This is a genomic window from Paenibacillus pasadenensis (assembly GCF_002864175.1).
GTDB classification, from domain to species: Bacteria; Bacillota; Bacilli; order Paenibacillales; family Paenibacillaceae; genus Paenibacillus_O; species Paenibacillus_O pasadenensis.
This window is the reverse complement of the sequence record NZ_NFEZ01000003.1, coordinates 725,449-749,757: the sequence shown is the minus strand read 5'-3', so window position 1 is coordinate 749,757 and position 24,309 is coordinate 725,449. Positions and strand designations below refer to the sequence as shown.

Below are 24,309 nucleotides of genomic sequence, written 5' to 3'. Positions count from 1 at the left end.
TCAAGCGAAAGGGGAGATACGGGATGAAAAGCAGCGGATGGTCCAAATCATGGATCCAGCAGATCGTCTTCACGGGCCCGGTCACGCTCGCGTTCGCGATCATTGTTGCGCTTCCCTTCTTTATGGGCATGTACTACTCGTTCTTCGAGTGGAACGGCGTGTCCGACAACGCCGAATTCATCGGCCTGAGCAACTTCATCAACATTTTCAGCGATCAGACCTTTTTGAGCTCGTTCGCCTTCACGGCGCGGTTCACGGTCGCCGCGGTCATCCTCTCCAACCTCGTCGGCTTCCTGCTGGCGCTGCTGCTCGTGCAGCCTCTCAAGTCGCGGAACGTGCTGCGCACGATCTTCTTCATGCCGAACGTCATCGGCGGCTTGCTGCTCGGCTTCATCTGGCAGTTCATCTTCGTCAAAGGCTTCGCGGCCGTCGGCGAAAAGACAGGCTGGGCGCTGTTCAACCTGCCTTGGCTCGGCGACGAGACGACCGCCTTCTGGGGCATCGTCATCGTGACGATCTGGAGCACCGCCGGCTATCTGATGGTCATCTACATCTCCGCGCTCATCAACGTGCCGCGCGAGCTGATCGAGGCGGCGTCGATCGACGGAGCGACCCCTTGGCAGCGGCTGCGCCACATTACGGTGCCGCTCATCATGCCGGCCGTCACGATCTCGCTGTTCCTCGCGCTCAGCTGGTCGTTCAAGTCGTTCGACATCATCCTGTCGCTGACCAAGGGCGGACCGTACAACTCGACGCAGTCCGTCGCGCTCAATATCTACAATGAAGCGTTCCAAAACAACAACTACGGTCTCGGCACGGCGAAGGCGCTGGTCTTCTTCATCGTCGTCGCGCTGATCTCGTCGGCGCAGGTATGGCTGACGAAACGCAAGGAGGTGCAGGTCTGATGGAAAACAGCCGCTATCGCTGGTCGACGATTATCCTGGAAATCGTCGCGGTGCTCATCGCGCTCGTGTTCCTCGTCCCGTTCTACTTCCTCGTCAGCAACTCGCTGAAAAAGTACGCGGACATCCTGCTCGACTCCGCCGCTCTGCCGAATCCGTGGACGTTCGACAACTTCACCCGCGCCTGGGAAATCATGAAGTTTCCGGCGTCGTTCATGAACTCGTTCCTCATCACGGTGACGAGCATCATCGGCCTGGCGATCATCTGCTCGATGTGCGCCTACCGGATGGTCCGCCATCCGTCCAAGTACAACAACATCCTGTTCATGGTGTTCGTCGCGGCGATGGTCATCCCGTTCCAGTCGATCATGATTCCGCTGATGAAGGTAGCGGCTACGTTCGGCCTGACGAACAGCATCTGGGGGCTGTGGGTGTGCTATATGGGCTTCGGCTCGTCGCTCACGATCTTCCTGTATCACGGCTTCGTCAAGTCGATTCCGGTCGAGATCGAGGAGTCGGCGACGGTCGACGGCTGCTCGCCTTACGGCGTGTTCTGGCGCATCGTCTTCCCGCTGCTCAAGCCGATGACGGCGACGATCATCATCCTGAACAGCCTTTGGATCTGGAACGACTTCCTGCTGCCGAACCTGATGCTCGGCGAGGCGAACCGGACGATCCCGCTCTCGACGTATTCCTTCTTCGGGCAGTACACGAAGCAGTGGGACTTGGCGCTCGCCGGCCTCGTCATGGGCGTGCTGCCGATCCTCGTGTTCTTCCTGACGCTGCAGCGTCATATCATCGAGGGCATTACGGCCGGCTCGGTGAAGGGCTGATCGGATCAAAGGAGCATAGCCGGACATTCCCCGAGGGGGAGGATGTTGACCCGCGCGAAAGCGAGGTCAATATCCTCCCCCTTTTGCCGCAATATCGTATGTGCCAACGTTTGCACAGAACGGGTATACTAAGGCCATAAACCAGAGACGCTTCCGCATCCGATGCCGAAACATTGGCATACTAAAGGGAGCAAGGATAGGAAAGGGGCTTGAAAAAGATGAAAAAGAGCTTGATGACCGCGGTATCCGCGGGCGTAGCCATCGCCATGCTGGCCGGCTGCAGCACGACGAACAACGGCGGTGCCGGCAACGAGGCGGCGGGCAATTCCGGAGGCGCCGGAAGCGGCGAGAAGGTGACGCTGAACATCTTCCAATTCAAGGTGGAGATCGCCGACGCGATGAACCGCCTCAAGGCCGATTACGAGAAGGAGCATCCGAACGTCACGCTGAACATCGAGACGATGGGCGGCGGCGCGGACTACGGCGCGGGCCTGAAGGCGAAATTCGCCTCCGGCCAGGAGCCTGATATTTTCAACAACGGCGGCAACGCCGATCTGACGACCTGGGTCGACAAGCTGGAGGATCTCAGCGGCGAGCCTTGGCAATCCGACGTTATCGATACGGCGAAGGAAGGCATCACCTCGGGCGGCAAAAACTACGGCCTGCCGATGGGCATCGAAGGCTACGGCCTGCTGTACAACAAGGATCTGTTCGCCAAAGCGGGCATCGATACGCCTCCGAAGACGCTCACCGAGCTGAAGGCGGCCGTCGAGAAGCTGAAGGCGGCCGACATTACTCCGTTCGCGAACGGCTATCAGGAGTGGTGGGTCCTCGGCAACCACACGTTCAACGTCGCGCTGGCGGATCAAGAGGACCCGGCCGCGTTCATCCAGTCAATGAACGAGAAGAAGGGCGATCTGGCGGGCAATAAAGTCGTCGGCGACTGGTTCAACCTGTTCGACCTGATGATCCAGAACAGCAACAAGAACCCGCTGACGACGGACTACAATACGCAGGTGACGCTGTTCGCGAGCGGCAAGGCGGCGATGATGCAGCAGGGCAACTGGACTCAGGTGCAGATCGACGGCATCACCCCGGACATGAACATCGGCGTGCTGCCGATGCCGATCGACGACAGCGAGAAAAGCGGCAACATCTTCGTCGGCGTGCCGAACTATTGGGTCGTGAACAAAAACGCCAAGAACAAGCAAGCCGCCAAGGACTTCCTCAACTGGCTGGCGACGAGCGAGACGGGCAAGCGCTACACGGTCGAGGAGTTCAAGTTCATTCCGGCGCTCAAGTCGATCGAGGTGACCGACGAGAAGGTGCTCGGCGCGATCGCGAACGACATCATGGCCTATTCCAAGGACGGCAAGACGTCCGGCTGGTACTTCAACCAGATGCCGGAAGGGCTGCCGCAGGAAGTCGGCGCGGAAATGCAGGCGTACGTCGCCGGCAAGTCGAGCAAGGAGCAGATGCTTAAAAACATTCAGACCAAGTGGGGCACGTTCGCGAAATAAGGCGGCAAGCCCGCAGGGGGAAGATATTGATCCGGAGATTCGGCATCAATATTTTCCCCCTTTTTGTTCAACATCCTCGGTGGTAGCGTTTGCATGACCGAAGGTATACTTGGATTGTTCCCAGGAGAATCTAAGGGAACATCAGCCAATATAGAACTCAGGGCGCTTGCAGGACGAACGAGGGTCATTATCCAAGGAGGAAAAGCGAATGAAAAAAACGATGGTAACCGTCTTGTCCGCCGGTCTGGCGCTCAGCCTGGCGGCAGGCTGCAGCACTTCCGGCAACTCGGGCTCGAACGGCAACGAAGCCCCGGCCAATACGGCGACGAACGCCGGCTCCGGAACGAACGCGGGCAGCGGCGAAAAGGTCACGCTCAATATCTTCCAATATAAAGTCGAGATCGCCGATGCGATGAACCGTCTGAAAGCCGACTACGAGAAGGAGCATCCGAACGTCACGCTGAACATCGAGACGATGGGCGGCGGCGCGGACTACGGCGCGGGCCTGAAAGCGAAATTCGCTTCCGGCCAGGAGCCGGACATCTTCAACAACGGCGGCAACGCCGAGCTGACGACCTGGATCGACAAGATGGAGGATCTGTCCGACCAGCCGTGGGTAAGCGACGTGCTCGACACGGCGAAGGAGCCGATCAGCCGCGACGGCAAGATGTACGGCATGCCGATCGGCATCGAGGGCTACGGCTACATTTACAATAAGGACCTGTTCGAAAAAGCGGGCATCACCGAGCTGCCGAAGACGCTCACGGAGCTCGACGCGGCCGCCAAGAAGCTGCAGGACGCCGGCATCACGCCGTTCTCCAACGGCTACCAGGAGTGGTGGGTGCTCGGCAACCATCTGTTCAACGTCGCGCTCGCCGATCAGGATGATCCTGCGGCGCTGATCCAGGGCCTCAACGAGGGCAAGGGCGGCCTGGCCGGCAACCCGGTCGTGGAAAAATGGTTCAACCTGTTCGACCTGACGATGAAGTACAGCAACAAGAACCCGCTGACGACCGACTACAACACGCAGGTGACGCTGTTCGCCAGCGGCAAGACGGCGATGATGCAGCAGGGCAACTGGACGCAGGTGCAGATCGACGGCATTACGCCGGACATGAACATCGGCGTGCTGCCGATGCCGATCGACGACAGCGAGAAGAGCGGCAACATCATGGTCGGCGTGCCGAACAACTGGGCGGTCAACAAGAACTCCAAAAACAAGGAAGCGGCCAAGGAGTTCCTCAACTGGCTGGCGACGAGCGAGACGGGCAAGCGCTACATCGTCGAGGAGTTCAAGTTCATCCCGGCGCTCAAGTCGATCGAAGTGACCGACGAGAAGGTGCTCGGCGCGATCGCGACGGACATCATGGCCTACTCCAAGGACAACAAGACGTCCGGCTGGTACTTCAACCAAATGCCGGAAGGCTTGCCGCAGGAAGTCGGCGCGGAGATGCAGGCGTATGTCGCGGGCAAGGTGGATAAAGCCGGCCTGCTGAAGAACATCGAAGCGAAATGGACCAGCATGGCGAAAAAATAAGCGGTTCTAAGGCGCGTCCCTGAAGCATATATGCTTCAGGGGCGTTTTTTTGCGCGGAGGGATCGAGGCAGGCGCCGGGCAAGGGGCGGATGGAGCGGGCTGGGCGAAGGCGGCCGTGCGACGGCGGCGTGGAATGGAGGGCCTGATGCTGGGCCGAAAAAAGGAGGGCGCCGGGCATGGCGATGGAGAGAAGCTTCGGCTGCATAGCGCTGGACCGTCCGGGAGAAGCGCTGCGGCTGTACGCCGACAGCGAGGTGCTCGAGGCGGTTCGGCGGGCGCTGGCGAAAGGGAAGTCGTCCATAGGCGAGGATGCCGGCCAGCGGCTGGCCGCGCTGCTGCAGCGCGCGCTCGGCGCGGAGGAGACGGCGCGGCCGGGCGAGGGCATCGTCGTCGCGGCGAGCGCGGAGGCGGCGCTGGAGCTGGTCCGGCGCGCGCTCGCCGCGACAGGCGGCAGGCTCGGCCCGGTGCCGCAGCGTCAAGGCGCAGGACATCTGCGCGAGCAGCCGGAGCGGAGCGATGGGAAGCGAGCGCGCGGGCCAGCGGGCGAGGAGCGGCAAAGTCCGAGGCGGAGCGACGCCTCGCCGGACGACGCGAATGAGGAGCCGAATGCTTGGCAGGTCGAGCTGCGGCCGGACAGCGCCTGGTCATGGCGTCCGGCATCGGGAGCAGGTGCAGGCGGAGTCGCAGGGGGGCGTGCAGGAGCAGGCGGCGGCGCAGGAGCGGATGCAGGAGGGCGTTCAGGAGCGGGCGGAGGCGCAGGAGCGGATGCAGGAGGGCGTGCAGGAGCAGGCGGAGGCGCAGGAGCGGATGCAGGAGCGGGCGGCGGCGCAGGAGCAGATGCAGGAGGGCGTGCAGGAGCGGGCGAAGGCGCAGGAGCGGCGGCGCCGGCGAAGCGGGGCGCGCCTGGCGGGCATGCCGCCAGGCGGCTGCTCGCCGTCGGCTCGCTCGCGAGCGGCGTGCCCGGCCTGGGCGCAGCCTGGGCGAGCGGGCCGCCGGAGCTGCTGCGGCGGGTGCGCGAGGAGCAGCGGCGCTCCGGCGCGGCGAGCGGCTGGGAGCTGCTCGTCATGGAGGAGCTCCTCGGCCTGGGCGAGCTGGAGCCGCGCCGCGGCGGCAGCGGCTTGCGAAGCGGCGCTGCAGGAGCTGGAGGAGGCGCTGGACGCCGCCTCCATGCCGGCCGGGCTGCGCTGGCGGCGCGATCCGCGCGGCGCAGCGATGGAGCTGCTGCTGCCCGAGGGGCTGGACGCGCGCGCTCTGCAGCGCGCGGCCCGGCTGCGCGGGCTGTGCATCGGGGTTGCCGGCGCCGGCCTCGGCGCAGCGCCGGGTTCAGGCGCCGCGAGGCTGGCCGCCGGAGCCGCGAGCGGAGCGCAGCTGGCGATGGCGCTGAGCGGACTCGCGGAGGCGATGCGCGAGTTCACCGCGCGCAGCTGAAGAAGCCGGGGAGCGCGGCCGTATCCGCCGCCGAGCGGGGAAGGCGCTTGGCCTCTCGAGGCTGGCGGCCGGTCCGTGCCGAGGCAGATTCGAGCCTCGCCGGAGCGAGAGCCGCTCCCGGCTCTCAGTCCCGCTCCGCCTCCCGCGCGGCCGCGCCCTGCTGCAGCAGCCAGCCGTCGATGACGGCGGCATGCTCCGCGAGAGCGGCTTCGCCGGCCGGCAGCAGCCGGTAGACGCCGCGCTCGACCTTGGCGAACCAGCCGTAGTAGTTGGCGCGCAGGAACTCGCCCGACTTGGCGACGCCGGTCAGCTCGCGCGCGCGCGCCGGCGACAGCGCTCCGTGCGCCTGGAGAGCCCAGGCGAGGCGGAGCGCTTTTTCGCGGTAGGCGGTCATGAGCCGGCTGCCCCGGACGCGCCCGCTGCCGCCGACGTTGTAGTCGCCGCTGCGCTCGCGGAACTCCTGCAGCAGCCGCCGCTCGCGGGACGGGCGCCGTCCGCGCAGCGGCGCGTCGCCGGGCTTGCAGAGCAGCTCCAGGACGGGAGATTTGGTCTTGTAGAACGTAACCGTCATCAGGCCGAGCCCGAGCATGCGGCACAGCTCCGCCAGCTCGCCGAAGCGCTGGTTGACCGCCCCTTTGCGGGAGCGGTTGCGCTCGATCGCGAGCAGCACCTTGTCCGCGATCCGCAGCCGCTGGACGCCCTGCAGCAGCAGCGCGAGCGTGAACGTCTTTTTCATCTCGACGATCAGCGTATCGCCGTCCGGCCGGACCGCCACCAGATCGCAGCTCAGCACCTCGCCCTTCACCTCGTAGCCCCGCGCCTCCAGATAGGCCTTCACCGGCCCGTACAGCTCCGCTTCCTCCTTCACCGCCATGCCCTCTCGGCCTCCCCGCCGCCCGCCGCGCCACCGGCACAGGCGTTCTCATTCCGTCCATTATAGGAGATCCCCGAAGGTCTGGCAAATCTTGTCCGACTCCAAATTTCCGGTCAAGTTATCGCCCCCCTCCGCATAGGCTTTAATACTTCGAATACGATGCTATTCAGGAGTGGGAAGCAGAGATACAGCCTGGGCGGAGCGGACGGCGAGGGTCTTGACGCGGAAGGAATGGGAGGAGGCGCAGCATGGATATTTTCAAACGGATCGCGGAATACAAGTCGGAGGGCGAGCGGCTCGCCTGGACGGGGACGTTCAAGGAGTACATCGAGCTGCTGCGGAACGATCCGGCGCCGGCGATGACGGCGCATGCGCGGGTGTACGAGATGATCAAGTCGCATGGCATCAACGAGAAGAACGGACAGAAGAGCTACAAGTTCTTCGAGCAGGAGATTTTCGGCCTCGACCGGGCGGTCGAGAAGCTGATGGAGGAATATTTCCACTCGGCGGCGCGGCGGCTGGACGTGCGCAAGCGGATCCTTCTGCTCATGGGTCCGGTCAGCGGCGGCAAGTCGACGATCGTCACGATGCTCAAGAAAGGGCTGGAGAAATTCTCGCGCACGGACCAAGGGGCGGTGTATGCGATCAAGGGCTGCCCGATGCACGAGGATCCGCTCCACCTCATCCCGCATGAGCTGCGGCCGGAGCTCGAGCGGGAGCTCGGCGTACGGATCGAGGGCAACCTGTGCCCGCACTGCCAGCTGCGGCTGAAAAACGAGTTCGAGAACGACATCGAGAACGTGCAGATCGAGCGGGTCTTCCTGTCGGAGGACAACCGCGTCGGCATCGGCACGTTCAGCCCGTCGGATCCGAAGTCGCAGGACATCGCCGACCTGACCGGCAGCATCGACTTCTCGACGATCACGGAGTACGGCTCGGAATCCGATCCGCGCGCCTATCGGTTCGACGGCGAGCTCAACAAGGCCAACCGCGGCCTGATGGAGTTCCAGGAAATGCTCAAATGCGACGAGAAGTTCCTCTGGAACCTGCTGTCGCTGACGCAGGAAGGGCAGTTCAAGGCCGGCCGCTTCGCGCTCATCAGCGCGGATGAGCTGATCGTCGCCCATACGAACGAATCCGAGTACAAGGCGTTCATCTCCAACAAGAAGAACGAAGCGCTGCAGTCGCGGATGATCGTCATGCCGATCCCGTACAACCTGCGGGTGTCGGAGGAAGAGAAGATCTACAGCAAGCTGATCGCCCAGAGCGACCTGCGCCATGTGCACATCGCGCCGCATGCGCTGCGCACGGCGGCCATCTTCTCGATCCTGACGCGGCTCAAGGAGTCCAAGAAGCAGGGCATGGACCTCGTCAAGAAGATGCGCATGTACGACGGCGAGGAAGTCGAAGGCTACAAGGACGCCGACCTCAAGGAAATGCAGAACGAATTCCTGGAAGAAGGCATGTCGGGCATCGACCCCCGCTATGTCATCAACCGCATCTCCAGCGCCCTCATCAAGGGCGAGATGGACCATATCAATGCGCTCGACGTGCTGCGGGCGCTCAAGGACGGGCTCGACCAGCATCCTTCGATCACGAAGGAGGAGCGCGAGCGTTACTTAAACTTCATTTCGGCGGCGCGCAAGGAATACGACCAGCTGGCCAAGAACGAGGTCCAGAAGGCGTTCGTCTACTCGTTCGAGGAGTCGGCGCGCACGCTGTTCGAGAACTATCTCGACAACATCGAAGCGTACTGCAACTGGTCCAAGATCAAGGACCCGCTTACCGGCGAGGCGCTCGATCCCGACGAGCGGCTCATGCGCTCCATCGAGGAGCAGATCGGCGTCTCGGAAAACGCGAAGAAGGCTTTCCGCGAGGAGATCCTTATCCGCATCTCGTCCTACTCCCGCAAGGGGCGCAAGTTCGACTACACGAGCCACGAGCGGCTGCGCGAGGCGGTGGAGAAGAAGCTGTTCGCCGACCTCAAGGACATCGTCAAGATCACGACGTCGACCAAAACGCCGGACGAGAACCAGCTCAAGCGCATGAACGAGGTGACCAAGCGCCTCGTCGACGAGCACGGCTACACGCCTGCCAGCGCCAACGAGCTGCTGCGGTATGTCGGCAGCCTGCTGAACCGGTAAGGGCGAAAAACTTGGAGGAAACCTCCGAATCGTAAAACGTGGATTTCGAAAATAACCCGTTTCCAGTGGCTAACTTGGACGGGTTATTTTCGTTTTAAGTAAGCGAGCAATGCTAGCAGGAACATCCCGAGCATCATCACTTCCTGTAGCGAAAATGACATAGGCGTCACCTCCGTTCTGGAGGCGAGCTTTTCCATCCAAGCGTCGTGCATGGACAAATAGACGAATTCAGTAAGCCCCTGTATAGGGGGCTTTTTTGCACTCTAATAATGTCAACTATATTGACATAAATTGATAGATCCTTGTATGATTGGGTAAAAATACCCAAGCGCTTCGATCCATCATGGAGGGCACCTCGAGCGTTTCCCGCTGCAGGTTGACCCGGAGGGAGGCCGTCAGCCATGTCTACCGCAGAACCGACCCGTATTCCAGCCTATGATTCCCGTTCCTTCTACGACGAGATGTATGACGAGCGAGGCCGCGTGCGGCTCCACTACGAGCATGTGCATCGGAGCTTCGCCGCGATGGGGCCGTCCGAGCTGGCGAGACGCCGGCAGGCTTTCGGCAGCCGCATGCTGGAGGAAGGCATCACCTTCACGCTCTATGCGCCGGGAGCTCCGGACCCGCTGGAGCGCACGATTCCTTTCGACTGCGTCCCGCGGATCATACCTGCCGCCGAATGGAGCCTGCTCGAGGCCGGGCTGCGCCAGCGGACCGTCGCGCTGAACCGCTTCATCCGCGACCTTTATCACGGCCAGCGCTGCGTGCGCGACGGAGTCATCCCGCGCCGCATGATCGTCGGCAACACCTACTACCGGCCGGAAATGGCCGGACTGGACGCGCCGGGAGACGTCTACGTCACGGCGGCCGGCATCGACCTCATCCGCGACGAGACGGGCTATTACGTGCTGGAGGACAATCTGCGCAGTCCGTCGGGCTTCTCCTATCTGTTCAAGGGGCGCAGCCTCATGAGCGAGCTGTTTCCCGACCTGTACCTGCCGAGCGCGATCGAGGATACCGAGCGCAGCCTGAACGTGTTTTTGACCAGCCTCCGCTCGCTCGCCCCCTCGGGCAAAAAAGACCCGTTCATCGTGCTGCTCACTCCCGGCCCGTACAATTCAGCCTATTACGAGCATGCCTTCCTCGCGCAGCAGCTCGGCATCCATCTCGTCGAGGGAAGGGACCTCGTCTGCAAGGACCACAAGATCTACTTGCGCGACCTGCGAGGATTGCGTCAGGTCGATGTCATTTATCGTCGCATCGACGACGAATTTCTCGATCCGCTTTCCTTCCAGCCCGACTCGATGCTCGGCGTCGCCGGCCTGATGAACGCCTATCGCGCCGGCAACGTGGCGATCGCCAACGCTCCCGGCACCGGCGTCGCCGACGACAAGGCGGTCTATGCCTATGTGCCGGACCTGATCCGCTATTATCTGGGCGAGGAGCCGATCCTGTCGAACGTGCCGACCTACATCCTGTCCCGCAAGGAGGAGCGCGAATATGTGCTGGATCGCCTGGAGGAGCTGGTCGTCAAGGAGACGTCGCTGTCGGGCGGCTACGGCATGCTGATCGGACCGCAGGCGTCGGCGCAGGAGCTGGCGGCGTTCCGCGAGCGGATCCGGGAGCAGCCGGGCCGCTATATCGCTCAGCGCACGATGAAGCTGTCGACCGCGCCGGTCATGGGGGCGGGCGGCATGATGCCTCGCCACATCGACCTGCGGGGCTTCGTCCTCAGCGGCAGCGGCGGAGAGCCGCATGTCGTCCCCGGCGGGCTGACCCGGGTCGCCTTGCAGGAAGGCTCGCTCGTGGTGAATTCCTCGCAGGGCGGCGGCGTGAAGGACACATGGGTGCCGAGGCGCGGACGTCCAGGCCCGCGCGGCGATCAGAGCCGGTGCGAGGCGCAGAGTCAAGACCAGGATCGGAACGAGGAGGAATGCGGATGCTGAACCGGAACGCAGAGGCACTATGCTGGATCGGACGGTATATGGAGCGGACGGAAAACCATGCGCGCTTCGTGGACGTGCTCTATCATCTGCAGCAGCTGCAGCCGCGCGAGGCGGTCGACGACCGCCTGAGATCGGAGGTGGACAACGCGGGCAAGTGGGCGCTCGTCGTCGGCGCCATCGGCGACCGCAAGGAGTTCGAGAGCGCGTACGACGGCTATTACGAGGATGACGTGCTCCAGTACGTCACGATGGACCGCGCCAATCCGAACTCGATGCTCAGCTGCGTAAGCGCCGCGCGCGCGAATTTGCGGACGCTGCGGGAAAAGCTGCCGGGGGAGCTGTGGGATGCGCTCAACGGCATGTACCTGTGGCTCCGGGAACGGCAGGAAGACGGCTGGCGCAAGGAGGCGCCGCATGCTTTCTTCCGCCAAATGAAGGATTGGGCGAGCCTGTTCCAGGGCTATAGCCAATCCGTCATGCCGCGCGAGAATGAATGGCGCTTCCTGGAATGCGGCCGCTATCTGGAGCGGATGGAGAACACGCTGCGCATCCTGCAGGCGGTGCGCGGATGGGTGCCGGGCGGAGGCTGGCACGAGCCGGAGGCGTATCCGTACCTGCAGGCGGTGCTGCGCTCGATCAGCGGCTACGACTCGTTCCGCCGCTATCATGCGGACGGGCTCGGCGTGGATGCGATCATGGAGTTCGTGCTGCTCAACGCGGCCTTTCCGCGCAGCGTGCAGTATTCCCTCCGCAAGATGGACGCGCATCTGAGCCTGCTGGAGGCGCAGGAGCCGGCGATGCGCGCCCGCCGCGACAAGCTGCTGCGCAGCTCGGCGCGGGTGCTGGCCGATCTGGCCTGCCTCGAGCGCGACGACCTGCTGCTCGATCGGGACGGCCGGATCGTCGCGCATCTGCTGGAGCAGTCGAGGCAGCTGGGGGCGGCGATGGAGGCGGCGTTCTTTCGCCTCGGGGAGGCTACCGCATGAAGCTGCGCATCTCGCATGTCACCACGTACCGGTACTCCGACCCGGTCCGGGACAGCGTCAACGAAATCCGGCTCACGCCGGTGACCAATAAGCATCAGTCCTGCTATCAGCACAGCATCTCCGTCGAGCCGAACGCGCCGCTGCTCGCTTACGAGGATGCGTTCGGCAACAAGGTGCATGCCTTCACGGTCAACGCCGCCCATCGCTCGCTGACGGTGCGGACGCACTCCATTGTGACGACAAAAGAGCCGGGCGGGGCCGCCGGACGGGCGGAGGCCGAAGCAGATGCGGCATGGAGCTGGCTCGGCGGGGACGAGGCGCTCGACCGCTTCGCGGAATATTTGCTGCCGACCGGCTATACGGAGCAGACTGCGGGCATCCGCTCCTACACGGACGGCCATCCGCCGGACGAGCGGGGCGTCGGCTCGTGGCTGGAGCGGCTCTGCGGCCGGATCCGCGACGAATTCATCTACGATCCGCTGGCGACGACGGTGCAGACCAAGGCGTCCGATCTGCTGCAGACGCGGCGCGGCGTCTGCCAGGATTTCGCCCATCTGATGATCGCCTGCTGCCGCTGCCAAGGCGTTCCGGCCCGGTATGTGAGCGGGTACCATTTCGTCGGCGACCTGAGCGGCGGCAACGCCGACTTCGAGCAGGCGTCCCACGCTTGGGTGGAGGCCTACGTGCCCGGCGCGGGCTGGAGAGGCTACGATCCGACCAATGCGTCGCTCGTCGGCGAGCGCTACGTCAAGCTGGGGCACGGACTCGACTATCGCGACATCGTCCCGTTCAAAGGCGTCTATCTCGGCAGCGGCGTCCAGACGCTCGAGGTCCATGTCGACGTCAGCCCGGCGGAGGAATGACATCGGGCAAAAAAAGCAGCCGGCTCCGTCATGAGGACGGGGCCGGCTGCTTTTAGGCGCGCGCGCGGATGAGGTGGACGGCGTAGAGGAGCAGCGGCGCGAACACGAGGAAGATCGAAGCGAACGGCGTCCAGTTCTTGGAGAGGAAGTCCTGGACGAACACCGTATTGGGGTAGCACAGCTGGGCGACGACAACCATGCCGACGCCGAGCGGCAGCGTCAGCGCCAGCGTGGAGCGCAGGCCGAACAGCTGGCCGAGTCCGATGAGGGCGGCGTCGAACGTGATGACGATCTTGATCAGGATGGACAGCACCCAGATGAAGATGATCATGCCTTCGATCCGCTCCAGGAAATGCCCGATGCTGATGTTCTTGGCGAGCGCATAGGCCGGGAACAGCTGATTGGCCGTCACGCCGGCGCACAGCACGCCGATGCTGGCGGCAGTCGTGACGACGAGCACGATCCCGCCGAGCACCGTGCCTCCGATCATCGCGCCGGACCTGCCGGCCGCCCGGCGCACGTACGGATAGAGCATGAGCAGCACGATCATCTCCTGCAGCGCGAACAGATTGATGCCGCCCTTGACGATCGGCCGCAAGCCGAACTCCAGCAGCGGCTCGAAATTCCGGGGATCGATCCGCGGAAGCGTCGTCAGCACGAGCAGCGTGAACAGCAGCAGCAGAAACGGAAAGAACAGCTCCGCCGCCCGCGAATAGGCCGACTTGCCGAGACGGACGGCGTAGACGGCGAGCAGGACGAACAGCAGCTGCAGCACCTCGATCGGAGTCTCCGGCAAGTTCTGCGTCGTCAGGAAATAGCCGAGATCTCCGATCATGAGCGAGGCGAGCAGATAGAAGAAGGCGACGAAGGCGAGCCCGAGCAGCCCTCCTGCCCAGCGGCCGAGCGCGCTGACGCACATCTGCACGAGCGACTCGTGCTGGCGCAGCTTGCCGAGGGCGGCATAGAGCGCGACGAGCGCGATGTTCAGGCCGACTCCGAACAGGGCGGCCATCCATGCATCCTGCTTGGCCGCGAGGGCAAGCCCGGCAGGGGCGATCAGGATGGAGGTGCCGATCATGAAATAAACCGTCAGCACGGCGAACCCGCGCGCGGAGATCGAGGTGTTCCGTTCCTCATTCATGAGGCCAGCCTCCTTCGTTAGGAAAAGAGCGAATTAAAGACGTCGACGTACCCGTGCAGCGCCACGGCGATCCATTGCAGCGGATTGGGCGGCTCGGGGAGAGTCCCGTACAGCGTCGCTCCGATCGCCGCCGCCGCCCAAGCCGCAGCGGCGGCGAGACGTTCCTTCGCCGCTCCTTTGCGGCGCAGGCGGGGCCAATCGAGGAGCAGCGCGCCGAGCAAGCCGGCGCACAGTCCGATCCAGAGCCACATGGCTTTTCCTCCTAAGGTCGCGATTCGTCCTTCATGGACTTGAAGGTCGTGCCGATCCGGCGAATCGTCGTTTTTGAGCGGATGTCGATCTTGGCCCGGTCGTAGATCGAATCCCAGTCCTCGATGCGCCGCCACAGGCCGGGATGCTGGCGATGAAGCGCGCTTCCGAAGCCGAACACGTCGACCTTCAGCTCCTTCTGCGATTTGCGGATGCTCCGCTGAAGCAGATCGACGAGCTTGGCGTCGACCAGTTGCTCCAGCTTCTCCTGATTGGCCGGATCGATCACGTCCATCTTGCAGCCGATGTCGGCGATGTCCTGCTGCGAGCGCAGCTCGACCTCGAACGCATCCGGACGATGCGCGGTGATGCGCGCATGCGCCTGATTCAGCTCCAGCGTCACGAGCCCTTCCTCGTTCGGGCACTCGACGGTGAGGAAGGTATGATGCGTCTCGTTCTGCAGCAGGTTGAGCGCGCGGACGTCATTCTCGTTGAGCCAGCCGACCATGCGATCGCCCCGGAAAGCCGCCATGCCGTCGTATCGGAGCAGCGTCTGCGGCTCGATGTTCTGGGCGCTTTTCATCTCCTCGCCGCTGTGGCGGTTGCCGAGCAGCTCGATGGACGTGAGCGCGGGTCCCTTGCCTTCGGTCGCTAGATCCCGGATGAGGCGGTCGAGCGTCACCTTGCCGGTCGCCGACCAGATATCGTCCGACGTGTCCAGCTTCGTGTACAGGCTGTTCGCCGGAATCGGATCGATCGGGCTGTACATGTCGAGAATATCCGAGGCGGACGCCTTTTTGGCGACGACGAGATAAAAGTCCGTCCGCAGCTCGCGGTTGCGGGCGATGAAGTCGAGCGGCTTGCTCAGGCCGCTGCGCGCGATCTCCTCGCCGATGACGAGGATGCGCAAATGGGCGAGATAGAGCTCGCGGGCCGCCTTGAGCGTCAGGCGCGCCAGAGCGTCGGGCAGCGTCTTCCCGTAGGAGCGGAAGGTGACGACGGGACTGAAGGAGCTGGTGGACGTTTTTTTCGTCGTCACCTGGCTCGGATTGACGATCTGGACCGACACGATGTACCCGTCATCCTTTGCCTTGTCCACGCCCATGCCGACGACGATGTTGATGCCGTTGAGCTCGTTGCGGCTCCAGCAGCCGGAGAGCGGGGCGGCCAGCGCGGCGATCAGCAGCAGCGCGAGCAGCCTGGACGCCAGCCCGAAGCGGTTCATTGCTGCCTCCGCAGCTTTTGCGGCTTGAGGCTGATCGGCCGGTTCTTCATCCAGGGAATCGGCAGGCGGAACAGCGTATCCTTTTGATCGTCCCGCTGGTACGGAGCGAGCGGCGCCATATACGGAACGCTGAAGGAGTGGAGGCTGCACAGATGCAGCACAAGCGCGATGATCCCCATGAACACGCCGTACAAGCCGAACGAGGCGGCGAGCGTCATGAGGCCGAAGCGGATGATCCTCGCGGCGATGCCCATGTTGAACGCGGGCAGGACGAAATTGGCGATGGCCGTGATGGAGACGACGATGACCATGGCCGCGCTCACGAGCCCGGCGTCCACCGCCGCCTGGCCGACGACGAGCGTGCCGACGATCGAGATCGACTGGCCGATCGTCTTGGGCATGCGCACGCTCGCCTCGCGCAGAATCTCGAACGTCACTTCCATGAGCAGCGCCTCGATGAATGCGGGAAACGGCACACCCTCGCGCTGGCTTGCTAGGTTGTAGAGCAGCGTCGTCGGCAGCATCTCCTGATGGAACGTCGTGATGGCGATGTAGAACGACGGCGTGAGCGTCGCGAGCAGGAAGGAGAGGAACCGCAGCAGGTGGATCAGCGTGCTGAAGTCGGCTCGCTGGTAGTAGTCCTCGCTCGACTGGAAAAACTGGCTGAACAGGGCCGGGACGAGCAGCGCGAACGGCGTGCCGTCGACCATGATGGCGACCCTGCCCTCGAGCAGGCCGGCGGCGACGACATCCGGCCGCTCCGAGTTGAACACGGTCGGAAACGGCGTGTAGATCCGATCCTGGATGTACTCCTCGATGTAGTTGCTCTCGAGGATGCTGTCCATGTCGATCGTCGCCATCCGGTCCTTGACCTCTTGAAGCACCTCCGGCGAGACGATGTCGCGGATGTATACGATCGCGACCGCGGTATTCGTCACCGTCCCGAGCGTCGTCGGCTCGAACCGGAGGTCGGGACTGGCGATCTTCCTCCTCAGCATGGCGATGTTCCAGGCGAGCACCTCGGTGAAGCCCTCGCGGGGGCCGCGCACGACCGATTGGACGTTCGGCTCCTCGATCGAGCGGGCCTTCACATCCTTGGTCGCGACGGCAAGCGCGTGCGGGCTGCCGTCCGCGAACAGGACGGTATGGCCGTCGAGCAGCATCGAGCAAACCTCCGCCAGCGTGCCCAGGACATGGATCTCTCCCTCCGGCAGGATGCGGGCGCGGCATAGGTCGAGCCATTCCTCGGCGCTGCCGCAGATGAGGCTTCTTCGTACATCCGGGGCGAACAGAGCCTGCAGCAGCGGAGCGGAGTTCGAGATGCCGTCGATCGCCCACGCCGTTCCGCGCAAGATCTCCCCGCCGTCCAGCTCCGCCTGGAACTCGCGCGCGAGCAAGTCGGGGCTGATGCCGAAGCGGTCGCGGAGCCGGCTGTCATTGACCTCCAGCGAGCGGCTGAGCGAGTCCGCGGACTCGGCGGTCGACTGTTTCGTCATCCTCTCACCTGATTTCCTTTCCAGAATAGATGCCTTGAACTAGGATGTTCCAGTTGAGGGGCGGCTATCCATTATTGGCGAAGCGGGAGCGGCGGCATCGCAAAAAGCGGCTTTCCGCGCGGCGCGAGGCCGCGGGAAAGCCGCTTTGGGGACAGTGCGGGAGGAGACGTCCGCGCTTGCCCGAGGGATGGGGGGCGAGGAAAGGGAGCGGCAGAGCCTCGGCTCAGCGCCGGTCCTTCACTGATCCGCTCTCGACGAGCGAGACGTAGATCCGCTCATGCTCGACCTCCTCGCCGGCGATCATCCGCAGCAGCTGCTCGGACGCCATCGCGCCCCAGCGGTACTTGGAATACTCGATCGTCGCCAGGCGAGGCTGGATGTAGCGGGTGAGGGCGATGTTGTCGAAGCCGACGAGCGACAGCTCCTCGCCGACGCGGATGCCGGAGTCCGACGCGGAGACCGCGTTGAACAGGCCGATCGCCATCTCGTCGTTGAGGCAGAAGACGCCGGCCGGTCCTTGCCACTGCTCCAGGATGAGCCGGCCGGCCGCTTCGCCGGAGCCCTGATTGAAGTCGCCCTCGAGCACGGTCGCTTCGAGCTCCGGATGCCGGTCCAGCGTCTGCCGCACGGCGCCCATCCGCTGGCGCGCGTCGAAGCTGTCGGACGGGCCGGCGACGATGTAGAGGCGGCGATGGCCGGTCTCGATCAGATAGTCCATCGCCAGATTGGCGCCGGCCTTGTTGTCGAGCAGCACCTGATTGACGGCGGGATGGTTCAGCTCGCGGTCGAGCACGACGAGCCGGTGGCCCCGGTCGGCGTAGTCGAGCAGCTCCTCGTCCGAAAAGGCCGAGTCAAGGATGATCGCGCCATCGATCATCCGCTCGGGCAGCAGCCGATGCGACTGCAGTCCGCTGCAGACGATCAGGTCGTAGCCTTTGCGGTTGAGCACTTCCTTCATTCCTTGCAGCAGATCGCCGTAGAAAGCGCCGGTGAAATCGGTCAGGAACGCGCCGATGATCCGGGACTCCCGCTTCTTGAGCTGGCGGGCCGCCCCATTGGGAATGTAGTTCATTTCCTTGGCGATCGCCCGTATTCGAGCGCTCGTTTCAGGGGTTACCTTGGGATTGCCGTTCAGCGCATAGGAGACGGTCGAGATCGACACGCCGGCCTTGCGGGCAATATCCTTGATGCTGACCACCGCGATACCTCCCGTGGACGGCTTTTTGTTCACTATACCACAACTTTCCATCGCTGTTCTCGTGCGGCTGCGGCAGCGGAAGCTCAAGCCTCGACGAGAATGTCCTGCAGCGCCCCGGATTCATCGTTCCAGAGCGGCTCCAGCTCGTCCAGAGACAGCTCCGCGCCTCCGCTCCGGTACGGATGGGGCAGGCGGGCGAAGGCGGCCTCGCGGCCGTTGACGGAAATGCGCGACACCGGCGATCCGCTCAGGCGGTACACGATGCGGACCGGCCTGCCGGCGAGCTCGAAGCGGACGGAGAGGCCGTCGAGCGATGCGGGCAGCGCCGGGTCGAGCACGATCCGGCCGGCGGCCGCGCGGATGCCGAGCACGCTGGACACGAGCTGGTTGAGATAGATGCCTGGACCGCTCGAGTAGATGCGCCAGCCGCCCTTGACGGGCGCCGCGCCGCTGCGCAGCTCCTCGAACCGCGCCGCCGCCTCGCGGCGATTGGCGAAGGCGCCGTCCGAGCTGCTGAAATAAGCGTTGCTCTGGCGCGGAGCGGCGTTCGGGACCGCCTCCTCGATGCCGACCGGACTGATGACCTGCAGCGCATGCCACGCTTCCTCGCTTTGGCCGAGCTTGGCCATCGCCTCGATGTAGCGGATATGCGCATGCACGTACTGCAGCCCAATCTCGCGGCCGAAGTTGGCCGCCTGCTCGGCTCGCTTGAAGCGCACGCTCACTCCGCCCTCGTAAGCGGCCGGACGGTTCATGAGGCGGACGCCGTCCGGGAAGCGGAGCTCGCGCCGGATGAGCTCCCGATGCGCCTCCGCCTGCTCGGGCGTGAGCAGCTCCGCGATCATGCTGCGCGTCATCGGCAGCAGGCGGTAGCGGATGCCGGTGCGGACGTCGTCCGGATGGAGCAGCTTGGCCGGACGGGCCGGGTCGGCGAGATCGAGGAAGCCGGGAATGACGCCGTCCGGATCCATATAGGCGGCGAAGTCGCGGCGGATGCCGTCCGCCAGGGCGAGCAGCTCCTCCGACCAGGAGGCGTGCCCGGGCGCGGAGGCGAGCGCCCGGCCGAGCGTCCGCATCGCCTGATAGGTCAGCGCCACCGTCCAGCTGCTCGCCATCGAGGCGCGCAGCTCTGGACGCGCCGGCTGCAGCGTGTCGTCCCAGTCGCCGTCGCCGTAGGCGGACAGCATCGTGCCGGGCAGGAAGCGGTCGCGGATATGGGCGAGCTGCCGCTCGACATGCTCCCGCAGCGGATGCCGCCCCGCCGTAAAGTCGAACGTCGTCTCATCCGTGTACGGAAGCTTCTCGTCCAGCAGGCCGTAATCGCCGGTGGCGGAAAGATAATCGCCGAGCAGCTTGAGCGGCCACACGACGATGTCGCCGTGGCTCTCGTGCTGCTGGATGCGGCTGTAGCGGTCGAACATGAACCATTGCGGCCAGCCGCCGCTCTGCTCATATTGATGCTCGTACACGGTCCGCAGGATGCCGCGGACCGCGTCCCAGCGCTGCATCGCGAGGAAGAACTCGGCCGGACCCTGGCAGACGTCGCGCGTGCCCCAGGCGGCGCCTCCGTACTGCTCGAGGCCGTGCGGAGAGAGGAAATGCACGCGCATGTTGTGGACATACCACCATGACAGCAGATCAAGCCGCCGCACCGACGGATCGCCGCCGGGATGCTCGAGGCGGAAGCCGCGCATGAGCTCCGCCATGCCGGCGCGGTACGCCGCCGCCGACTGCGGGAGCTCCGGCGCCGGCGCGGCCGCGGCCGGCAGCCCGTCCAGCCGGCCCTCGATCCGCACGCTCCAGCTCGCCGACGCTTCCGTCTGCAGGACGAGCAGCGGCGAGACGCCGGGCTCCAGATCCGGCACGAGCCTGCGATCGTCGAAGCGCTCGAAGCCCGTGCCGGCGACCGTCAGCCGGTACGCGAGCTCGGGGTAGGCGCCGGCGATCGGCGAGCCGGCGGCCGCGCGGAAGCGCAGCGAGCCGTCCGCCGGCGCCTGGAGCCGATACGGGCCTTCCAGCTCCCGCTCGCCCATCGTAATCTGCGCCGTGAGCAGGTAGCGCCGCGAAATGCCGGCGGCGGACGCGATGTCCAGCGTCGCCTCGGGCGCGTCCGCGGACGTCCAGCTCGTCACCGTGACGGTGTCGCCGTCCAGCGCATACACCCAGCGGGCGTAGTTGAAGCCCATCTCGAACAGGCTCGGCATCGCCAGCAGGCGGAACCGGCCGTCCTGCTCGGCGTACAGGCGCAGGCCCGACGCATGCGCCGCGTTCAGCGCGCTGCGGGCATGGCCGATGAGCTTGTTGAAGCTGGTGTTGCCGACGACGAGCTGCGAATGGAAGATGCCGTACATATAAGCGGTCGTGGCCAGCACTTCCGCTCCGGGCATATCCGGCGCTCCGCTGAGCAGAATATGGCCATGCGGCCGCTCGAGGAGCAGCTCCTTGGCCTTGAGCGCGACGTGGGCGTACTCCGGCGTGAAGAAGGCATGCAGCTCCCCGTCCCGCCGCTCCTCCTCGATCCGCAGGGGGTAGAGCGCCGCGATTTCCTGCTCGCTCAGCGAGCGCGCCTGCAGCGGCTCGCCGAGATCGTCCGCGCGGCGCGGCGTCGGCTGCGTCGGGACGGCTTCATTTTCCTCTCGGCAAAGCTCCGTCCACGCCCGCTCGATCTCCTCGCCGAACTCGGCCCGTTCGACCGCCTCGGGATGATCGTCGCGGAACAGTCCGTAAAATACGATCTCCGCGCCGTCCGCCGGATCGACCTCGCGCGACTGGAGCGCCGTATAGGCGAACTCGTACTGCAGCACCTCGCCCGGCAGCCGGTCCAGCTTCAGCGCCTCCGGCTGATGCGTCTCCTTGAACGAGCGGCCGAAAAAGGCGAAGCCGTCGGTCGCGAACGAGACCGCCCCGGTCAGGCAGCCTTGCTGCGCATACGGGAAGCGTCCGTCCTGCGGCTGGTTCTGGCGGGTGCAGACGATCCAGCCGCGATGCTCGTCCTCGTAGGCGGAATGGTCCAGGTAATGAGCGTTGTACGCTTCGTTGCCGCGCACGGCGCCCGGAGCGCCCAGGCCGATATCCTGGCCGTAGACGATGTCGGCGGAGCGTCCGCGCTCGTCCGCCTCGAGCCGGACGCTCCAGAACCAGGCGCCGCCCGAGCCGAGCCGAAAAGCGGCCTCGTAGCGGACGCCGGCGGCCTCGCCGCTCCAGACGATGCGGTCGCGCCCGCGGCCGACGCGGCTGTCCGAGCGGATGCCGATCAGCGGATAGGCATGCATGCCCTCGGGGCCGCGCACGCGCAGGTACAGCTGGTTGAGCGAGCCGTCCAGCGGATGGCTGCGCAGCTGGTTCAGCATCATGCCGCTGCCGGACGCCTCGTACAGGTCGCCGGTCGGGTGGAAGGTGAAGGCAAGTCCGTCGCGCTCGAGCCGCCAGCTGGCGGATGGCAACGGCTTGGATTGGGATCGCATGGTGCTTCCTCCTTTTCTTGCAGAGCCGCTTGATAAAAGTCGTAGAAACGTTTCGAAAACAACCAAGACGAGTATATACAATAGCGCTGAAGGAAGTCAAACGGCGCTCCGGGCCATGGCGTCGAACGGGTGTATCGACTTCCCCGCTATTAATGAAGCGAAAAATGATTGGCAAAGAGGACTTGAATGCGATTTCAATTTGATTTATACTTTGTTCGAAACGTTTCACTTATAACGGGAAGCAACCGGAATCCAGGGGAGGATATGGCGAATGGATACGAAAAGAACGATCGCGGCGCTGGCTGCCGCCGCGCTGGCAGGCAGCCTGATCGCAGGCTGCTCGTCTGGCGGAAGCGGCGCAGAGGAAGGCAAGACGAAGCTCACCGTATGGGCGATGGGAGACAGCAGCAAGCCGATGGAGCAGATGGCGGCCGCGTACCAGAAGGAGAACCCGGACGTCTCGATCCAAGTGCAGGCGATTCCGTGGGGCAGCGCGCATGACAAGCTGCTGACGGCCGTCGCCTCCAAAAAAGGTCCGGACGTGCTTCAGATGGGCACGACGTGGATGCCGGAGTTCGCGGCGGCCGGCGCGCTGGCCGACCTGACCGCCGACCTGGCCGACTACCCGGAGCTGGCCGCGGACAATTTCTTCGACGGCACGGTCACGTCCACGCAGTTCGACGGCAAGACGGTCGGCGTGCCGTGGCTGGCGGAGACGCGCGTCCTGTTCTACCGCACGGACGTGCTGCAGTCGGTCGGCTACGATCATGCGCCGAAAACCTGGGATGAGCTGCTCGACGCTTCGAAGAAGCTGACCGAGCGGGGCAAGGACAAATACGGCATCGGCCTCGATCCCAAAGAGCCGACGCTCAGCTTCATGTTCGCCCGCCAGAACGGCTCCAAGCTGATCGAGGACGGCAAGGCCCAGTTCGATCAGCCGGCATTCGCGGAGACGGTCCGCTACCTGGACGGGTATTTCAAAAACGGCTACGCGCCGGTCGATCTCGGCCTCGATACGTCCCAGACGTTCGGCGGCGACGGCATGGTGCCGATGTTCATCAGCGGCCCGTGGATGATCAAGACGGTCGCGGACCAGATCCCCGACATCGAGGGCAAGTGGGCGACGGCGGTGCTGCCGTCCAAGGACGGCAACATGAGCTCGCTCGGCGGCTCCAACCTGAGCGTATTCGGCTTCACCGAGCAGAAGGCGGCCGCGATGAAGTTCATTGCGTTCCTCAGCAAGCCGGAGAACCAGCTGGAGTGGATGAAGCAGACCGGCGAGCTGCCGGCGAACAAGAAGGCGTGGGAGGACCCGCAGCTGAGCGGCGATCCGAACATGGCCGTCGTCGGCGAGCAGCTGAAAAATGCCGAGCCGATGCCGCTCGTCAAGGCGTGGGACAACATCTCCCAGAACTTCCTCAAGACGTTCGAGGAGATCTACCGCGCGGACGCGGACATCGACGCCAAGCTGAAGGACTTCAACGAGCAGTCGCAGAAGCTGCTCGACAAGTAAACGAACGAGGCCGCGGCGGCGGCCGGAGGACGGGAGCAGCCCGCCGCCGGCTTCCGCCTGCCGTTCGGAGCGGCCACGACTTGCAAAGGAAGTGAGTGTATGAAGGGTTCCTCCAAAATGGCGCCGTATGTGTTCATCGGACCGACGCTGCTGCTGCTGGCGGTGTTCTCGCTGCTGCCGATCCTCGTCGCGCTGGGCATCAGCCTGACCGACATGGACCTCGCCGGGCTGGCCGACTATTCGTCCATCTCCTTCGTCGGCCTGGCCAACTATGCCGACGTGCTGGGCGATCCGGTATTCCTGCTGGCGCTGCGCAACACGCTGTTCTACGTCGTCATCGGCGTGCCGCTCGTCATCGCCTGCTCGCTCGGCGTGGCGCTGCTCATCCAATTCGGCCGCTCGCGGCTGTTCAAGGTGTTCCGCGTCGTCTACTACTTGCCGTCGGTGACGAACGTCGTCGCCGTGGCCGTCGTCTGGAGCTATCTGTACAACCCGGGCATCGGGCTGTTCAACTACATCCTGACGTCGATCGGCTTCGACAAGGTGCCGTGGCTGACGGAGCCGACGATCGCCAAGCTGTCGCTCATCCTGCTGGCGCTGTGGCGGAGCATCGGACTGAACATGATCATCTTCATCGCCGCGCTGCAGGGCATCGACCGCTCTTATTACGAGGCGGCGCAGCTTGACGGGGCGAGCGGCTGGCAGCAGCTGACGCGGATCACGCTGCCGATGATGCGCTTCGCGATCTTCTTCGTGACGATCACGACGATGATCGGCTGGCTGCAGTTTTTCGAGGAGCCCTTCGTCATGACGCAGGGCGGACCGCTGAACGGCACCGTCTCGGCGTCGCTGTTCATCTACCAGAACGGCTTCCAGTACAGCCACTTCGGCTATGCGGCCGCCGGCTCGTTCGTGCTGTTCTTCCTCATCATCGCCGTCACGATGGTCCAGCTGCGCCTGCAGCGGAAGCAAGCCGAGGAATAGGAGGAG

At 64.4% G+C, this 24,309-nt stretch carries 18 protein-coding genes; 11 read left to right on the top strand and 7 right to left on the bottom strand.

The window, feature by feature from the left end; translation table 11 throughout:
• Nucleotides 1–23: 23 nt before the first annotated feature.
• The 5 genes from B8V81_RS06845 to B8V81_RS25135 all read left to right on the top strand — a co-directional run bounded on the left by B8V81_RS06845 (nucleotide 24) and on the right by B8V81_RS25135 (nucleotide 6,220).
• Nucleotides 24–905, top strand: coding sequence for a carbohydrate ABC transporter permease (locus B8V81_RS06845; RefSeq protein ID WP_028599230.1), 882 nt, complete (start codon nucleotides 24–26; stop codon nucleotides 903–905).
• Entirely contained in the window at nucleotides 902–1,735 is an 834-nt protein-coding gene (locus tag B8V81_RS06840) for a carbohydrate ABC transporter permease (protein ID WP_373864125.1), read from the top strand. The genes B8V81_RS06845 and B8V81_RS06840 overlap by 4 nt, the downstream gene beginning before the upstream one ends.
• 218 nt (nucleotides 1,736–1,953) lie before the next feature.
• Nucleotides 1,954–3,255, top strand: coding sequence for an ABC transporter substrate-binding protein (locus tag B8V81_RS06835; protein ID WP_043111412.1), 1,302 nt, complete (start codon nucleotides 1,954–1,956; stop codon nucleotides 3,253–3,255).
• Nucleotides 3,256–3,463: 208 nt separating this feature from the next.
• A complete protein-coding gene (locus B8V81_RS06830) occupies nucleotides 3,464–4,792 on the top strand; it encodes an ABC transporter substrate-binding protein (RefSeq protein ID WP_028599227.1) in 1,329 nt (442 codons plus the stop codon).
• 606 nt (nucleotides 4,793–5,398) lie between these two features.
• A complete protein-coding gene (locus B8V81_RS25135) occupies nucleotides 5,399–6,220 on the top strand; it encodes a hypothetical protein (protein ID WP_180968391.1) in 822 nt (273 codons plus the stop codon).
• Nucleotides 6,221–6,344: 124 nt separating this feature from the next.
• On the opposite strand, the gene B8V81_RS06820 is transcribed toward B8V81_RS25135, so the two are convergent.
• On the bottom strand, nucleotides 6,345–7,094 hold the full coding sequence (locus tag B8V81_RS06820; protein ID WP_101808021.1) for a DUF2161 family putative PD-(D/E)XK-type phosphodiesterase: 750 nt from the start codon (nucleotides 7,092–7,094) through the stop codon (nucleotides 6,345–6,347).
• A 248-nt stretch (nucleotides 7,095–7,342) separates the two neighbouring features.
• Here B8V81_RS06820 and B8V81_RS06815 point away from each other — a divergent pair, with 248 nt between their 5' ends.
• The 4 genes from B8V81_RS06815 to B8V81_RS06800 all read left to right on the top strand — a co-directional run bounded on the left by B8V81_RS06815 (nucleotide 7,343) and on the right by B8V81_RS06800 (nucleotide 13,033).
• Entirely contained in the window at nucleotides 7,343–9,238 is a 1,896-nt protein-coding gene (locus tag B8V81_RS06815) for a PrkA family serine protein kinase (RefSeq protein ID WP_101808020.1), read from the top strand.
• A gap of 401 nt (nucleotides 9,239–9,639) precedes the next feature.
• Nucleotides 9,640–11,184 (top strand): circularly permuted type 2 ATP-grasp protein, encoded by a 1,545-nt coding sequence (locus B8V81_RS06810; protein WP_101808019.1) that lies wholly within the window; start codon nucleotides 9,640–9,642, stop codon nucleotides 11,182–11,184.
• Nucleotides 11,178–12,170 (top strand): alpha-E domain-containing protein, encoded by a 993-nt coding sequence (locus B8V81_RS06805; RefSeq protein WP_028599223.1) that lies wholly within the window; start codon nucleotides 11,178–11,180, stop codon nucleotides 12,168–12,170. The genes B8V81_RS06810 and B8V81_RS06805 overlap by 7 nt, the downstream gene beginning before the upstream one ends.
• A complete protein-coding gene (locus tag B8V81_RS06800) occupies nucleotides 12,167–13,033 on the top strand; it encodes a transglutaminase family protein (protein ID WP_028599222.1) in 867 nt (288 codons plus the stop codon). The genes B8V81_RS06805 and B8V81_RS06800 overlap by 4 nt, the downstream gene beginning before the upstream one ends.
• Before the next feature lie 52 nt (nucleotides 13,034–13,085).
• Here the strand turns inward: B8V81_RS06800 and B8V81_RS06795 are convergent, their stop codons facing one another.
• The 6 genes from B8V81_RS06795 to B8V81_RS06770 all read right to left on the bottom strand — a co-directional run bounded on the left by B8V81_RS06795 (nucleotide 13,086) and on the right by B8V81_RS06770 (nucleotide 21,806).
• Complete coding sequence (locus B8V81_RS06795; protein WP_101808018.1) at nucleotides 13,086–14,174, bottom strand: GerAB/ArcD/ProY family transporter; 1,089 nt, start codon at nucleotides 14,172–14,174, stop codon at nucleotides 13,086–13,088.
• A 17-nt stretch (nucleotides 14,175–14,191) separates the two neighbouring features.
• On the bottom strand, nucleotides 14,192–14,425 hold the full coding sequence (locus tag B8V81_RS06790; RefSeq protein WP_028599221.1) for a hypothetical protein: 234 nt from the start codon (nucleotides 14,423–14,425) through the stop codon (nucleotides 14,192–14,194).
• Between the two features lie 11 nt (nucleotides 14,426–14,436).
• Nucleotides 14,437–15,648: a Ger(x)C family spore germination protein gene (locus tag B8V81_RS06785; RefSeq protein ID WP_101808017.1), complete on the bottom strand. Its 1,212-nt coding sequence runs from the start codon at nucleotides 15,646–15,648 to the stop codon at nucleotides 14,437–14,439.
• A complete protein-coding gene (locus B8V81_RS06780; protein WP_101808016.1) occupies nucleotides 15,645–17,144 on the bottom strand; it encodes a spore germination protein in 1,500 nt (499 codons plus the stop codon). The genes B8V81_RS06785 and B8V81_RS06780 overlap by 4 nt, the downstream gene beginning before the upstream one ends.
• A gap of 223 nt (nucleotides 17,145–17,367) precedes the next feature.
• Nucleotides 17,368–18,342, bottom strand: coding sequence for a LacI family DNA-binding transcriptional regulator (locus B8V81_RS06775; protein ID WP_028599218.1), 975 nt, complete (start codon nucleotides 18,340–18,342; stop codon nucleotides 17,368–17,370).
• 83 nt (nucleotides 18,343–18,425) lie between these two features.
• Nucleotides 18,426–21,806, bottom strand: a complete 3,381-nt coding sequence (locus B8V81_RS06770) for a GH36-type glycosyl hydrolase domain-containing protein (RefSeq protein WP_101808015.1) — start codon at nucleotides 21,804–21,806, stop codon at nucleotides 18,426–18,428.
• 271 nt (nucleotides 21,807–22,077) lie between these two features.
• Between B8V81_RS06770 and B8V81_RS06765 the strand changes: the two genes are divergently transcribed.
• Nucleotides 22,078–23,319, top strand: a complete 1,242-nt coding sequence (locus B8V81_RS06765; protein ID WP_028599216.1) for a sugar ABC transporter substrate-binding protein — start codon at nucleotides 22,078–22,080, stop codon at nucleotides 23,317–23,319.
• A gap of 99 nt (nucleotides 23,320–23,418) precedes the next feature.
• Entirely contained in the window at nucleotides 23,419–24,303 is an 885-nt protein-coding gene (locus B8V81_RS06760; RefSeq protein ID WP_028599215.1) for a carbohydrate ABC transporter permease, read from the top strand.
• The last annotated feature ends 6 nt before the right edge of the window (nucleotides 24,304–24,309 follow it).